Consider the following 15,241-nt stretch of genomic DNA (forward strand, 5'->3'; position numbering starts at 1 on the left):
TTTTTCATTAAAATTTTGAGTTTAAGCTTTACAATTATATATTTATTGTAAATAACGCTCATCATGGAAAATCAGGAACCACATTACTGCGCTTGCTGCGCAAGCACTTATCAATTAGACGAATCATTCTGTAATACCTGTGGGTATCCCTTTCAAGGAAATAAAGAGCAGCAAAACGCTTATATTGCCAATCGCACAGTAAAGGAAATAGATTTAGTAGATCTGAATAAGAAGGTAACGAATGCTACTAATTCGCTGTACTTTATCGGAGGTTTTTTAGCTTTTTGGACTATCATCACGTTTTTTATGATGCAGGACAGTCCTAACCTATTTGGCGTACTAATTACCAATGTAATATTGATTATCGCATTTTTTGCCTTTGCCGTTTGGAGCAAAACAAAGCCTACTGCCGCACTAATTTCGGGCTTAGCCCTTTATGCCATTCTTATTATTCTCAATGCTGTGGCTGAACCTACTACATTGCTTTCGGGCATAATCTTTAAGGTTTTAATTATCGGCTATCTTATTAAAGGCATAATTGCAGTTCTGGAAGTAGACAAAATCAAAAAGGAGCTAAACATCAAGTAATTGGAAATTAGAAATGTAGCACCAAAGCTTTGTTCGAAATGTGAAGCGGAGATGTCTGCCGAATCAAATTACTGTAGCTGTTGTGGTGAGGCACAAAACTATAAAGAAGTCCAGTTTCATACAGAAACAAAGAAAAATTTACAGGTAATCGCTTTATTCTTTGCGATTGAAATTACTGTTTGTGTTATTTCATTGTTAATTGAAGAGCAGACGATTGCAATCTCTTTGTTTCTTGATCTCATTATGGCCATTACAGCAGTTTCGTTCTTTTGTTACCATTGGAACGAGAACAAGTTCTTATTAAAATGGCCAAATTTTTCTATAATAAAATTGATTGGTTTAATTTCAATAGCGATAATCGCTTCTGCGACCGTCCAATTCCTGTCGCCTTTTATTAACGAGCTCATATTTAACAAGGATTTTACCTTTTATTATGCTTATGCATTCATTCCCCACGGCAATTATATCATGATCGCTTCAGTGGCGCTGTTCCCGGCACTTTTTGAAGAACTTGCCTACAGAGGCTTTCTCATACAACGTTTATTACACATAGTGGATGAAAAAGAGGCGATATACATTAGTTCAATACTCTTCTTTTTTATCCACTTTAGCATGATTTCCTTTTTTTGGATGCTGCCATTTGCGCTATTATTGGGTTATGTAAGGATAAAAAGTAATACGCTGTGGTACGGAGTAGTGCTCCATTTTTTCTTTAATTTAACTGCCTGCTTGGTTGAAATCTATAATTTTGATGGTTTCAATTTTTAAATGATCTTTGCCAGATAAATTCAACCTATGATTCGCAAAATCTTCACTATTGTTGTATCCTTAATTACCCTCTATGCGCTTAAAGAAACAGTCTACATTTTTATTTCCGGTGAAACAGAAATTGTTAATCATAGAAAACAGTTGATTCTAATTGCGCTAAGTGTAACCGTTCCTTTGGTTCTATTTTCTTTATGGTTATGGAAACCTTCGCGTAAATCAGACATTTGATCGCCCTTAAGAGCAAAAGGGTTTATCTTTCACTATCCCTAAAACTAATTAGTTAACGCTTACCCTAAAAATTTATCCTTTAAATCTGGGCTTGGTACCCAACAGCTCTCTTTCTTACCAAACCATTTGTATCGGTTTCTGCCAATGTAATCATAAACCGCATTTCTAATAAAAGGAGGAACAATAATAAAGGCATAGGCTAAAGGCCAAAGACCATTTAATTTTCTGGCAACCCTTAAGGCAGCAGTTGAACGTTGGTAAACCTTACCATTCTCCAATAAAATAAAGCTTTCAAGGTCTTTGGGAGAAATATGAAATGGAGAAATCACCTCTCGGGCATAATCACTCTGTAAAGATGCGAAACGGAAATTATTTTTTGAATCCCTTTTAATCACAAACTGAACCGAGCTATTGCATAGGTTACAAAAGCCATCAAAGAAAATAATCCGTTCCATATACTAAGATACAAATTAGCTAATTAGCGAATTGGATAATTAGCTAATTAGCTTTATATTTGCCCAATCCTTTTTAAATGCAAAAGAGAACACTGCTAGACGGTCAGAAATTTCAGATCACAATTAAACGACTCTGTCATCAATTAATTGAGAATCACAACGATTTTACAAATACAGTTTTAATAGGGATCCAACCAAGAGGCATTTACTTCGCAGACCGCGTTCATCAAGAACTTACTACCATTTTAAACACAAGTTCAATCCAAAAGGGACATCTAGATATCACTTTTTTTAGAGATGATTTTAGGCGCAAAGACGGACTCGTTACAGCCAATAGCAATACGATAGACTTTATTATAGAAGGCAAGCAGGTTATTTTAATTGATGATGTGTTATGGACTGGCCGTACAATTAGAGCCGCTATGGATGCTTTGTTGGCCTATGGACGACCAGAAAAAGTAGAATTAATGGTATTAATTGATCGTCGGTTTTCGAGACACCTTCCCATCGAACCTAATTACATCGGCCAACAGGTTGATTGTGTAGATTCGCAGAAGGTTAAAGTAAGTTGGAAGGAAGAGGAAGGTGAAGACAAAGTAATTTTATTATCAGAGCCCTCCTTACCAAAAGGATAACGTCAAATTAGAGAATGATTATTTTGGCATGAAAGCTCTATCTGACATTGAAAACAACATATTAAACAGATAAAAAGCAATAATTTAAAATGGCAGCAGAAAAATTATCAACCCGACATCTTCTAGGAATTAAAGACATTAACCTAAACGATATTGAATTGATTTTCAAAACTGCTGATAACTTTAAGGGTGTTATTAATCGGCCTATCAAAAAAGTGCCATCATTAAGGGATATCACTATTGCCAATATCTTCTTCGAAAATTCTACCCGAACCAAACTATCTTTTGAGCTAGCCGAAAAAAGGCTTTCTGCAGATGTGGTAAACTTTGCTGCTTCTTCATCGTCGGTAAGCAAGGGCGAAACCTTGATAGATACAGTTAACAATATCTTGGCCATGAAGGTTGATATGGTTGTAATGCGTCATCCTTATGCAGGAGCGGGAGTTTTTCTGAGCAAGCACATTAAAGCGCAGATTGTAAATGCTGGTGATGGGGCACACGAACATCCTACCCAAGCTTTATTGGATGCCTACAGTATCCGCCAGAAATTAGGCGATGTACAGGGGAAAAAAGTAGTAATTGTAGGAGATATTCTTCATTCTAGGGTGGCTATTTCAAACATTCTTTGCCTTCAAAAATTAGGCGCCGAAGTAATGGTTTGCGGTCCAACCACCTTAATCCCCAAACATATTGGCGCACTGGGGGTAAAAGTAGAACACAATCTGATAAAAGCATTAAATTGGTGCGATGTAGCTAACATGTTGCGTATCCAACTTGAAAGACAAGATATCAAATACTTCCCTTCGCAACGCGAATATGCAATGATGTATGGCCTAAATAAGGAGATCTTAGACAATCTTGACAAAGAAATTGTTGTAATGCACCCAGGGCCCATTAATAGAGGTGTAGAGATTACTAGTGATGTTGCCGATAGCAAACAATCTATTATCTTAGAACAGGTAGAAAATGGGGTTGCCGTGCGGATGGCCGTTTTGTATTTATTGGCAAGTCAAAATGATTAAATGGAAAAGGTAGAATGTAAGATGGAAGATGTAACCTACATCCTCTCCCATCCATCTTCCATCTTCCATCTTACATCTTCCATCTTCCATCTTCCATTAAAAAATCCGATATCCTATCCCAAATCTAATCATGCTCGACGACGCATCATTGGTTCCGCCTAGTCTCTTACCCAAATAATTTGTAATGCCATAAGAATAGCCCCCATATAAATTTATCTTTTGATAATTGGCAACGAGCTGTATTCTGGGCCTAATATCAAAATCAATATTTTTTCTATCAATTGACGCGATCGAAAAACCCTCAGCACTGCCCTTATCCTTTAAATTTAAACAATAGCCCAAATCTACACCGCCTATCAGATCTAAGGCTAAATTTTGATTAATAAATCTATGGCCAATAAAGGGAAAGGTATTGATAGAATGCTGGACTAAATAGGTCTGACCAATTGCCTCGTTGCTAGTAGAGTGTAAGATAATCTTGCTCTTTAGGGTTTCGAAGCCCAAATCTAAGCCTAAAATTAAATTCTTTTTTCCAATATGTTTTAAATTGGCTGAAGCGCCGTAGCTGAATCCAGAATTTGAGCCATAGGGATTATTGGTATAGCCTTGATTAGCACTTATACTATTTATAAAACTGTAATTATCAGCTGTTTTCCCTTTATAAGAAAACAAACCCGAATTAAAAGAGAGCCCGACTTCAGTTTTTTGAGCTGATGCATCGAAACTAATAAACGCGATAAACCCTAATGCTAAGAGTTTAATGTAAGAAGGTGAAAGTAGAACATTTTTCATATCTAGTAAATTAATTTAGGTTTTTTAATTAGTACGTAAGAGTAGTTCAGAACGCTACAACAAAATTTAAATATATTAAGAGGTTTTGTTCCTAAATGCCACACACCCTTAAGATTATCTTTTTAACCATCCTCACACCGATTATTCGCTATCGTTAATGAGCCAATTTTATTCCTGTATCGAATACCAATTCTATCAGCTTGCCGTTATGTGTTATTAACAGATGTTAATTACTTATGTTGATATCATTGGATCGTATTTCTAATTTCGTACCAACCATATTTGAAACCTATGCAGAAAAAATTTCTCCTGATTCCCCTATTTTTAGTCGGCGGTATAAGCGCCAGTGTTGCCCAAGTAAGTCCACTAGTAAACCTTAATAAAAATTATCAATCTGGGTTAGAATTACTCCAAAATGAAAAATATGTAGCCGCTGCACAGCAATTTAGATTGGTAGAACAAACCAGAAACAAGGTAAGTACCCAACAGCAAAGCAATGCTGAACTTTCCTTATTAAAAGAAAATGCAAAGTTCTACGCTGCAGTTTGCGCCCTAGAACTAAAAAATGAGGATGCCGAATCGTTGTTTTTAGAATTTATCCGGGATTACCCTTTAAATCCAAATACCAAACTCGCCTATTTTCATGTCGGAAAATCGTATTTCGCACAAAAGAACTATGGAAAGGCTTTAGAATGGTTTGAAAAAACAGAACCAGGATCACTATCACAAAAGCAACGTGTTGAATATCAGTTTAAACAAGGCTATTCTTATTTTGAACTTAAAAATTATGAAAAAGCCGAACCCTTATTTGAAGTGGTTAAGAAAGAGGAATCTCCGTTTAAAGAAAGTGCTACCTACTATTTCGCTTATATCAACTACCTCAATAAAGAATATAAAACTGCATTGGCCAATTTCGAAAAACTGAAAGGATCGCCAACTTATGAAGCCAGTTATCCCTATTATATTACTTCAATGTATTATTTGGACGAGCGTTACGACGATGTTATCGAATATGCAATTCCAGTAATGGCCAGAACCAAGCAGCAATTTGAGCCCGAAATGCTCAGCTTAGTAGCGGCTTCTTATTTCGCAAAATCAGAATTTAAGAATTCGGAGAAATACTTTGCCGAATTTTATTCAAAAGATAAAAATTCAACAAAAAACAACCTATTCATCTATCAATACGGTTATTCCTTATTCCAAAATGGAAAATTTAGGGAATCTATCCCAGTTTTAGAAAAATTAAACTCAGACGATATCTACCTTCAGAACGGAATGTTCATTTTAGGTAAATCATCCCTAAAACTAAACAATAAGGAGAAAGCGAGAAGCGCATTCTTCAGATCATCACGGTTAGAATTTGATAAAAACATACAAGAAGAAGCCTGGATTAATTATGCAAAATTAAGCTATGAGCTTGAATTTAATTCGCAAGCACTAGAATCTACCCAAACCTTTATCAAACAGTTTCCAAACTCAAAACGGATTAACGAGGCTAAAGTCCTGTTAGGAGAAATTTTATTAACTAGCAAGAACTATCAAACAGCTATCGATATCCTCGAGCCTTTACAGAACAAAACAACAGAAGCAAAAGAGGCTTATCAAAAAGCGACCTATTTTAGAGGATTGCAGTACTACAATGAAAGGGCCTTTCCAAATGCGCTGTCTATGTTTTTGCGTTCCGGAAATTTTCCTGAAGATAAAGAGATCAATGCCCTAAGTGTTTATTGGATGGCAGAATCGATGTACGAACTCCGAAAATTTGGAGAGTCGGTTAAGACTTTCGAAAAATTCTTAGCTATCCCAGCGGCACAAAAAACAGACGTCTACAATTTTGCAAATTATGCCTTGGGTTATGCTGCTTTTGAAGATGAGAAATATGCTAAGGCGGCATCCTATTTCGAACGCTTTTTAAAAGGCGATGATAAAGATGATAAAACAGTTAATGACGCCACCCTAAGATTAGCCGATTCTTATTTTGTAAACAAAGACTATAGTGAAGCCATGTCTTACTATAACAAAATTATTAGCAATAAGGTTACAGGAGAAGACTATGCCTTATTTCAACGTGGAATGATCCAGGGATTGCAAAAAGATGATAATGCAAAGATCGGCACTATGCAAAGCCTGTTGAGCAAGTTTCCATCCTCAAATTATGCCGATGATGCTGGGTTCGAAACCGCTTACACCTATTTTAACAAGGGAGACTTTGACAAGTCTAAATCAGATTTGGTTGATCTTGTTGCCAAATACCCTAGAAGCAGCTATGTTCCACGAGCCTTGGTAACCATTGGTCTGGTTCAATTTAATCAAGACCAAGATGATGCAGCTTTAGAATCGTTCAAGAAAGTGATTAGAGACTATGCGAGTGCCCCAGAGGCAAAACAGGCTTTAGAATCAATCAAGAATATCTACGTTGAGCGTGGTGATGCAAATGGTTTTATAGCCTACGCTGCCACTACCCCATTGGGCAATTATTCCATGAGCGAACAGGATAATATCGTTTTCCAAGCTGCAAAGAATCGGTACTTAAACGGGGACGCAAAAGGGGCATTTGAAGCTGTTAATGCATATTTCGATAAATTCCCTAAAGCTATCCATGACAAAGAAGCAAAGTTTATCAGAGCTGAATCGTTGGTTAAATTAGGTCGGTCTGCAGAAGCAATTCCTGATTACGATTATATCCTTAACGATTGGACAAGTGATTATACTGAACGAGCCCTGATTAGTGTTTCAAAGGTTTTAATGGACGAAAAGAAGTACAACGAAGCCATTGTTTACTTAAAGAGATTAGAGACTACTGCCGATTACAAGGTCCATTATACCTATGCAATCAATAATTTATTAAAAGCCTACAATGCGCTAAACATGGCCGATGACATGATGAGATATGCTGATCTGATCAAAAATTCTGATAAAGCATCAGAAGAAGAGAAAAACAGTTCAGATCTGTACATCGGTAAAGCTTACCTGATTAAAGCAGATACCGTGCAGGCCATCAAATCATTTACTAGTGTAGTGGCTAAAACTAAAACTTTGGCGGCGGCCGAAGCAAAATACAATTTGGCAGCCTTACAATATGCCAAAGGCGATTATAAAACATCCCAAAAAACTTGTTTCGATTTAATTAACAATATGCCATCGTATGATTATTGGGTGGCCAAGTCATTCATTCTCCTATCCGACAATTATTTGGCCTTAAAAGACAAATTGCAGGCAAAAAGTACGTTGTTAAGTATCATAGACAACTATGAAGGTAACGATGACATTATTCCTACCGCAAAAGAGAAATTAGCAAAAATTAACTAGACAGAAATGAGATTCTATAAAAACATATATACCACCCTATTCATTTTAGCCATCGGTTCTTTTGCGGTTAAAGCGCAAGATCCGACAAAGCAAACGGAGAAAACAGTTAGTGAAGAAATTGAGGTAATAAGACCTTATAAACCCGTTTTAGCCGAAGCCGTTAAATTAAGGAGGAGTCCGGATTTAAATAATGTTGGAACTTATAAAGCTAAATTTAACTACATCTTAACCGATCATAAGTTAGAGCTTAACAGTGATATCCAAAAATTACAAGCCCAACAAATAGCTGATGAACGCGCCGCCGTCCTGGTTAATAATTATGTTAAAGGAGGTGTGGGCACGCTTAGCACTCTATTTGCCGAGGCATATGCTAACATTGGTTCTGACGAAGCGCTTCAAGCCGGAGCGTTCTTCAGGCATTTTAGTCAAGAGGGAAAATTATATAAACAAAATGAAAACTGGCAACAGCTAAGTGCTTTTGGAAGAAGTATTGGAGATAAGACCACGTTAAACGGTAGTGTAAATTACAACAGGCATGGCCTTTATTTCTATGGAATAAATGATCTTAACCCTACCGTAAATCCAAATCCGGAAAAGCAGGTATTTAATTTTTTCGAACTTGAAGGTGAGGCAATTAATAAGTTTACTGGCGATGAAAATGCAATCAGCTACGCGGCAAAAATTAATGCCTATATGTTAAATGATAAGTTTTCAGCAAAAGAAAAAGTGCTTACATTAACCGGGTACATGAATAAGAGGATCAGCAAGTTTAACCTTGGTTTGGCCGCTTCCCTCGAACTTGGAGGAACCGAAGACGTGAACACCAGTTTTTCCAATCATTTACTGAGAGTAAATCCTTACATCAAACTTCAAACAAACGGGGTTAAAATCACAGCAGGATTAAATTTCGTTCAGGAATTTGGTGAATACTCTACCACACGTTTCTTCCCGGCAGTAACTGCCGACTTTACGTTGATCCCTGATTTCTTATCCGTTTTTGGAGAAGTAAAAGGAGATGTTAACCGAAATAGCCTTAAAAATTTTACCGACGAAAATCCTTTCTTAAATAGCAATATTGAAATCCAGAATACCGTAGAAAAAATAAGCATCAGCGGGGGCATAAAAGGTACGGGAGGCCCAGGTTTTGGCTACAAGGCTAGGTTTTATAGCAAACGCATTACGGATATGCCATTGTTCGTAAATAGCTTTGCCAGTTTCAATAAATTTGACGTAATCTATGATTTTGGCACCATGAAACTGTTAGGACTTGAAGGCGAAATTTCAGTTCAGGTGAGTGACAATCTGAAATGGAACGGGAAATTAAATATCGAAAGCTATAAACCATCAGTTGAGCAAGAGAGCTATTACAAACCTCAATTGCGTATCAATTCTAATTTTGTATACAGCTACAATAAAAAATTAAGTTTCAATGCAAATGTGGTGGTACAGGATGATAGCAAAGCGAAAATCTACCTATCAAATACGTTAACACCTGATGGAAAATACCCCCCAGTTTCAGACCCTACCAAAGAATCAATAGTTACAGTTAAGGGTTTTGTTGACTTAGGTATAGGTGCAGATTATAAGATCAATGATAAATTTGGCGTGTTTTTAAAAACCAATAACTTGCTTAACAGTAATTATAGTAAGTACTTGTATTATCGCACAAATGGACTCAATGTGTTTGGCGGTTTAAGCTATTCATTTTAATAGGTTTGATAATATAATTGGTTGATACCAAATTAAAATTTATTTTTACCGAAATGGATATCCTAGCATACCTAATAGAACGCCTGCAAACCCGCACAGCCATTGGCATTGTGGGGCTTGGAACGTTTTATAAGAAAAAAACACCCGGTAAATACGATGCAGCTATACATGCGTTTGTTCCACCAAGCTACCAATTGTCTTTTACTAACGTAGTTAACGAAGATTCTGAGCTCGCGAATTACATTAGTGCAAAGCGAAATATCACACTTGAATCTGCTAATTATTATATTGGCGAGTTCGCAGAGCGGATCCAAAGCCAACTGGCAGATTACCAAGAAGCGGATTTAGGTGAAATCGGTAAACTTAAACTTGTTAACGATGAAGTTACGCTGATTTCAGATCAAGAAAATAATTTCGGCTTCGAATTTTTTGGACTGCCAACTCTACCAGAACTTAAAGTTGATGAAGGTAAGTTGGATATCCCTCCCGTTAAGGATGAGGTGCTGGAAGAGATTGAAGAAGAAAACAAATTTGAAGAAGAAAACCCAGGTTACGAAACTAGTACTCCCGAAATTTACCTAAGTGATGAACAGCTCACCTATGATGAAATTGCCGAAGTACAGCATCATCCTGTGATTGAAAATCAGTTTATCGTTCCGCCAAATATTGAGACTTCGGAAAAAGAAGAGGTAGAAAAAGTGGAGGAAGACCCTAGCGAAGAATATTTTCCAGAAGAAGTGGAGGAAGAAAAAGGCACGCCATTTTTCATTAAATTTTTGATTGTTCTATTGATCATTGTTGCAGCTGGAGCCATTGCATATTTCATTAATCCTCGTTTTTTCGACAACTACATTCAACAGAATTTCGAAAGCAAACCAGCTAAGAATGTACCAATAGTATCAAAAGACACGTTAAACAATAAAATTGATTCCCCACAAGTGGATAGTCTAGCTAAAAATAATGATCTGGTTACCCTGGTAAAAGATTCGACAGCAATAGATACCACTAGGACTTACTATGAAGTAATTGGCACATCTGAAAGTTCGCTAGCAGCAGCTGATGCCTATATAGCGAGAGTAGCGAAAAAAGGAATAATTGCCAAACACGTTAAAATTTCTAAAAGACGATTTGATGTAAGTATAGGAACATTTCAAACTCAAAAAGAAGCATTAAAGTACACTGATAGCTTAAAAACTGTATTAAAAAATCCAGGTATCTATCCACAACCTTTTAAACCCAAAAAAACTAAAAAATAAGTATGACCATATTGTTAATGACGGCTGTAGATACAGCGAAACAAGTAGTAGATTCAGTTAATGCAACTACATCGCCAGTAACTCCAGCTCAACCAGAACTGCATTTTATAGATTTGTTATTTAAGGGTGGATGGGTAATGGTTCCCTTGGCATTACTTGCATTTTTAGGATTGGTGATTTTTATCGAAAGATATTTAACTATCCGTAAATCGTCTAAAGACGAAACAAACCTCATGTTCCAAATCAAACAGAACATTCACGATGGTAGATTGGATAGTGCCATTGCATTATGTAAAAATACCAAATCGCCCTTGGCCCGAATGTTAGAAAAAGGATTGAAGAGAATTGGCCGACCTATTAAAGATATTGAGGGTGCTATCGAAAATACAGGCAAATTGGAGGTTTCAAAACTCGAAAAAAATATAGGCATCTTAGGTATTATAGCTGGAATTGCCCCTATGCTAGGGTTTGTTGGAACAATTATCGGAGTAATCACTATTTTCCATGATGTATCCATCAAGGGATCAATTGAAATTGGTACCATTTCTGGGGGATTGTACACTAAAATGATTACCTCTGCCACAGGATTGATTATCGGGATCGTGGCCTATGTTTTATATCACATTCTAAATATGATGGTTGAAAAAATTATCCTTAGAATGGAAACCGATGCCATTGACTTTATTGACTTGTTAGAAGAACCAGGCAAATAATGAATTTACGCAAAAGAAAAAAAGGTAGTGTCGAAGTTCATACTTCTGCGTTGAACGATATTATGTTCTTCCTGCTTTTGTTTTTTCTATTGGCTTCGGCGGTAGTAAATCCAACGGTAGTGAAACTGCTTGTGCCGCAATCATCAAGCGGACAACAATCAACTGCAAAAAAAGCAGTAACCGTTACCATTGATGAACAATTAAACTATACCATTGCCAAAAAACCTGTAACCCTAGCGCAATTAGAAACAGCTTTAGAAGGCTATAAAAACCTTGATCCGGATTTAACGGTTATTTTATATGCTGCTAGAAATGTAACCTTTCAGGATGGATTCCAGGTTGTTGATATCGCCAATAAATTAAAGTTAAAACTGGTGTTTACTGTTGAGCCCAAAAAATAATGACTTATCAGGAAGAAAATAATTATCCAAAGGCTATTGCAATTTCTGCAGTAATAATGGGGCTGTTCATTGCACTTAGCGTGATTTGGGTAATTGGATCTTTCGAACCTGTTGAACCTCCAGGTATGGGAGGCATCATTGTTAACTATGGCACTTCGGCTACTGGGATGGGCAGTGATTATACAAGCATCGATGAGCCTTCCATGGATCCAAATGCCAACGGAAAAGTACCCGATAAAGTAACTCCTGAACAAAAAGTTACACCGAATAGTTCAACCGCAGTTGATGCTAAAGATGTGCTGACACAAAATAATGAAGATGCCGTGGCCGTAAATACCAAAACTGTTAAAAGCACAACTGCCCCGACCAGCGCAACTGAAAACAAAACAGCCCAACCCACCATTAACCCTAATGCACTTTATAAAGGCAATAAAAATAATGGCAAAGGCCAGGGTGATGGAACGGGTACAACGCCAGGAAATCAAGGAAGTGTTAACGGAGATCCGAATGCCCCCAATTATGGTGAAGGTGGCTCTGGAAACGGAACCACTGCTATCGCATTAAGTAAGTTTAGTAACGTTAAGGCAATTAACGATAATGGGCAGCAGACCGGTAAAATTGCTGTTAAAGTACGTGTAAACAGAGAGGGACGTGTAGTTTCAGCCACTGCTGGAGCGAAAGGAACCACTTTTTCCGATCAAAATCTTTTTCGCCTTTGCGAAAACGCCATTATGGATGCTTCGATAGAGAATGTCTACAATGGCATAGAAACACGTTCGTTCATTGTAATTTTCAATTTCAAAGTAAAGTAAGCTGATATACGCTTCCCATTTTTCAAAGATCTTTTGCCTATTTCTGTTTATATTGGGCTAAATATCAATTTGGTTACTTACTTCCTCTTAGCTGATGAACAAACAGACCAGCAATTTTTACAACGCCTTTTCCTTTTTCTATCCACTGGTCGACTATTTTCTGAAACCTCAGAAAGCTGTGCTAGTTTCGGAAATTAATCAGATGCCAATTGGAAATATATTAGAAATTGGGGTTGGAAATGGTTCTCATCTTAAACTTTACCAGAGTCATCATATTACGGGGATTGATGTTTCATCAGCTATGCTAAAACAGGCCGAGAAGCAAAAAAACGCTCATGTAGAGTTAATGGAAATGAATGGGGAACATTTGTTATTTGAGGATCATAAATTTGATTACGTGGTGATGTCACATGTTATTGCCGTTGCAGAAAATCCAAACCAATTGATTAGTGAAGCATCCCGCGTTTTAAAGAATGGTGGTAAGCTCTTCATTTTAAATCACTTTACCCCCAATAATTATTTTAAATATGTCGATCAATTTTTTCAGATTTTTTCGAAATTATTTCACTTTAAGTCATTTTTTCAACTTAAAGATTTAAAAATGGAACGATTTACTTTGGAAAAGGAAATTTATTTTGGGAGCTTTAACTACTTCAAACTTTTAATCTATCACAAGAATTGAAACGCTCTACTTTACTTTTGTGTATTGCCTTATTGATCAGCTTATTCATTTACCTGTTCTATCGAACCGAACATACCGTGGTTAACTGGCTATTCAATATGGTTTTTGGCCAAAGTAACTATCATTTGCTAAGAGCAACCATCCATTCTTATTTTCCATTAAATGAGTTTATCATTTTTTCTCTGCCCGAAGGGCTTTGGGTATTTTGTATTACTTTAACATCTAAAGATTTCTATCTAAAATTAGGTAGGTTAACTATTCATTTTGCTATCCTTCCACTTTTCTTTGTGATAGGGCTAGAAATTCTTCAGTTATTTCATTTTACCAATGGCACCTTTGATCCAGCAGACATCTTAACCGCACTTTTATCGTGGATGGTAGGGTATTTTTTAGTGGAAGAAGGAAATCCAATGCAACATCCCCTGAAGCCTATAAATAAAAAAACCATTGCACTTGTAGCAAGTTATGCCATTGTGTATTTGGCACATGTTTCTAAATAATAGTAAAATAAGCTTCTCCTTATTATCTTTGACGCATGACCTATGCCGAAACTATAGACTTTTTATACGCGAAACTCCCGATGTTTACCCGAGTGGGTGCTGTAGCCCTAAAAAAAGATCTACACAATACCTTGGCTATGTGTGGCGCATTGGGCAATCCACAGCATCAGTTTAAGAGCATTCATGTAGGTGGTACTAACGGAAAGGGTTCAACTTCGCATATGTTGGCTGCCATTTTGCAAGAAGCAGGTTTTAAAACTGGCCTTTATACTTCGCCGCATCTAAAAGACTTTAGGGAGCGGATCCGTATCAATGGGAAAATGATTCCTAAATCTGTTGTTACTAATTTTGTTAAAAACCAGCAACAACTTATACAGCATCTAGAGCCTTCTTTTTTTGAAGTTACCGTAGCCATGGCTTTTGATTATTTTGCGCAAGAGAAAGTTGATATTGCTATTATAGAAGTAGGTTTAGGTGGCCGATTAGATTCAACCAATGTTATAATTCCAGAATTATCAGTAATTACAAACATCAGTTTTGACCATACCGCTATTCTTGGAAATACCTTACCAGAGATCGCTTTCGAAAAAGCGGGGATCATCAAAAAAAATATACCAGTAGTAATTGGAGAGGAACAGGATGAAGTTGCCAATCTGTTTATTCAAAAAGCAAAAAAAGAAAATGCCCCTATTTACTTTGCACAAACAGAATTACAGGGAAAAAATCAAAAAATAATAAACAACCAACTACAGGTGGATATTTATCAAAACCATCAGTTGATTTACCCTAAGCTTTCCCTAGATTTAACCGGGACCTATCAACTAAAAAATATACTCACAGTAATAGAAGCCGTTCTTATCCTACAGCAAAAACAATTTGCTATTAGCGATAAAGCAGTCTATCAGGCCTTAAAAAAAGTTAAAAAACTTACTGGTCTCCAGGGCAGATGGCAAACGCTCAGTAAAAGGCCTTTGGTAATTTGTGATACAGGACACAACAAAGCGGGCATCACCGAAGTGTTACAAAATATCAATACCACTAGTCATGATAAACTTCATATGGTTATAGGTATGGTTAAAGACAAAGACATTAATGGCGTCCTTGCTTTGCTCCCAAAAAATGCGGTCTATTATTTTTGTGAGCCAAACCTTGAAAGGGCATTAGCAGCACAGGACCTGGCTAAAGAGGCATCCAACTTTGGATTAAAGGGGCGCGCTTATGCCAGCATTGCCCAAGCCTTCGAAGCTGCAAAAGCAAAGGCAACAATAAATGATCTTATTTTCATTGGTGGAAGTACCTTTGTTGTAGCAGAAATATTATAATTAATTCACAGTTTCTTCACTATGCATTGTTATTTTTACGACGCTAAA

Annotated in this window: 15 protein-coding genes; 13 read left to right on the forward strand and 2 right to left on the reverse strand. The window is 36.8% G+C overall.

What is annotated here, in order from left to right:
• The first annotated feature begins 63 nt into the window (after window positions 1-63).
• Both AC6H0V_RS09580 and AC6H0V_RS09585 read left to right on the forward strand, forming a co-directional pair.
• Window positions 64-588 (forward strand): hypothetical protein, encoded by a 525-nt coding sequence (locus AC6H0V_RS09580; protein ID WP_497559970.1) that lies wholly within the window; start codon window positions 64-66, stop codon window positions 586-588.
• Window positions 589-1,356, forward strand: coding sequence for a CPBP family intramembrane glutamic endopeptidase (locus AC6H0V_RS09585; protein ID WP_497559971.1), 768 nt, complete (start codon window positions 589-591; stop codon window positions 1,354-1,356).
• A gap of 287 nt (window positions 1,357-1,643) precedes the next feature.
• Here the strand turns inward: AC6H0V_RS09585 and AC6H0V_RS09590 are convergent, their stop codons facing one another.
• The gene (locus AC6H0V_RS09590) at window positions 1,644-2,039 is read right to left on the reverse strand and encodes a thiol-disulfide oxidoreductase DCC family protein (protein ID WP_497559972.1); all 396 of its coding nucleotides are present in this window, start codon (window positions 2,037-2,039) and stop codon (window positions 1,644-1,646) included.
• Window positions 2,040-2,116: 77 nt separating this feature from the next.
• On the opposite strand from AC6H0V_RS09590, the gene pyrR reads away from it, so the two are divergent.
• Together pyrR and AC6H0V_RS09600 are read left to right on the forward strand one after the other, a co-directional pair.
• On the forward strand, window positions 2,117-2,674 hold the full coding sequence (pyrR, locus tag AC6H0V_RS09595) for a bifunctional pyr operon transcriptional regulator/uracil phosphoribosyltransferase PyrR (protein ID WP_497559973.1): 558 nt from the start codon (window positions 2,117-2,119) through the stop codon (window positions 2,672-2,674).
• An 89-nt stretch (window positions 2,675-2,763) separates the two neighbouring features.
• On the forward strand, window positions 2,764-3,696 hold the full coding sequence (locus AC6H0V_RS09600) for an aspartate carbamoyltransferase catalytic subunit (protein ID WP_497559974.1): 933 nt from the start codon (window positions 2,764-2,766) through the stop codon (window positions 3,694-3,696).
• A 96-nt stretch (window positions 3,697-3,792) separates the two neighbouring features.
• Here AC6H0V_RS09600 and AC6H0V_RS09605 read toward each other — a convergent pair whose 3' ends face one another.
• A complete protein-coding gene (locus AC6H0V_RS09605) occupies window positions 3,793-4,488 on the reverse strand; it encodes a hypothetical protein (protein WP_497559975.1) in 696 nt (231 codons plus the stop codon).
• Window positions 4,489-4,779: 291 nt separating this feature from the next.
• Here AC6H0V_RS09605 and AC6H0V_RS09610 point away from each other — a divergent pair, with 291 nt between their 5' ends.
• From AC6H0V_RS09610 to AC6H0V_RS09650, 9 genes are all read left to right on the forward strand, one after another.
• The gene (locus AC6H0V_RS09610; protein ID WP_497559976.1) at window positions 4,780-7,797 is read left to right on the forward strand and encodes a tetratricopeptide repeat protein; all 3,018 of its coding nucleotides are present in this window, start codon (window positions 4,780-4,782) and stop codon (window positions 7,795-7,797) included.
• A 6-nt stretch (window positions 7,798-7,803) separates the two neighbouring features.
• The gene (locus AC6H0V_RS09615) at window positions 7,804-9,507 is read left to right on the forward strand and encodes a TonB-dependent receptor (RefSeq protein ID WP_497559977.1); all 1,704 of its coding nucleotides are present in this window, start codon (window positions 7,804-7,806) and stop codon (window positions 9,505-9,507) included.
• 53 nt (window positions 9,508-9,560) lie between these two features.
• Window positions 9,561-10,763, forward strand: coding sequence for an SPOR domain-containing protein (locus AC6H0V_RS09620; protein WP_497559978.1), 1,203 nt, complete (start codon window positions 9,561-9,563; stop codon window positions 10,761-10,763).
• A gap of 2 nt (window positions 10,764-10,765) precedes the next feature.
• Window positions 10,766-11,476, forward strand: a complete 711-nt coding sequence (locus AC6H0V_RS09625) for a MotA/TolQ/ExbB proton channel family protein (RefSeq protein WP_497559979.1) — start codon at window positions 10,766-10,768, stop codon at window positions 11,474-11,476.
• Window positions 11,476-11,877 carry an ExbD/TolR family protein gene (locus tag AC6H0V_RS09630; protein WP_497559980.1) on the forward strand — a complete coding sequence of 134 codons (402 nt, stop codon included), beginning with the start codon at window positions 11,476-11,478 and terminating at the stop codon, window positions 11,875-11,877. The genes AC6H0V_RS09625 and AC6H0V_RS09630 overlap by 1 nt, the downstream gene beginning before the upstream one ends.
• Complete coding sequence (locus tag AC6H0V_RS09635; protein WP_497559981.1) at window positions 11,877-12,689, forward strand: energy transducer TonB; 813 nt, start codon at window positions 11,877-11,879, stop codon at window positions 12,687-12,689. The genes AC6H0V_RS09630 and AC6H0V_RS09635 overlap by 1 nt, the downstream gene beginning before the upstream one ends.
• A gap of 94 nt (window positions 12,690-12,783) precedes the next feature.
• Window positions 12,784-13,371 carry a class I SAM-dependent methyltransferase gene (locus tag AC6H0V_RS09640; RefSeq protein WP_497559982.1) on the forward strand — a complete coding sequence of 196 codons (588 nt, stop codon included), beginning with the start codon at window positions 12,784-12,786 and terminating at the stop codon, window positions 13,369-13,371.
• On the forward strand, window positions 13,368-13,871 hold the full coding sequence (locus AC6H0V_RS09645; RefSeq protein ID WP_497559983.1) for a hypothetical protein: 504 nt from the start codon (window positions 13,368-13,370) through the stop codon (window positions 13,869-13,871). The genes AC6H0V_RS09640 and AC6H0V_RS09645 overlap by 4 nt, the downstream gene beginning before the upstream one ends.
• A gap of 35 nt (window positions 13,872-13,906) precedes the next feature.
• Window positions 13,907-15,193: a bifunctional folylpolyglutamate synthase/dihydrofolate synthase gene (locus AC6H0V_RS09650; protein ID WP_497559984.1), complete on the forward strand. Its 1,287-nt coding sequence runs from the start codon at window positions 13,907-13,909 to the stop codon at window positions 15,191-15,193.
• The last annotated feature ends 48 nt before the right edge of the window (window positions 15,194-15,241 follow it).

The sequence above is a fragment of the Pedobacter sp. NO84 genome (genome assembly GCF_059703915.1).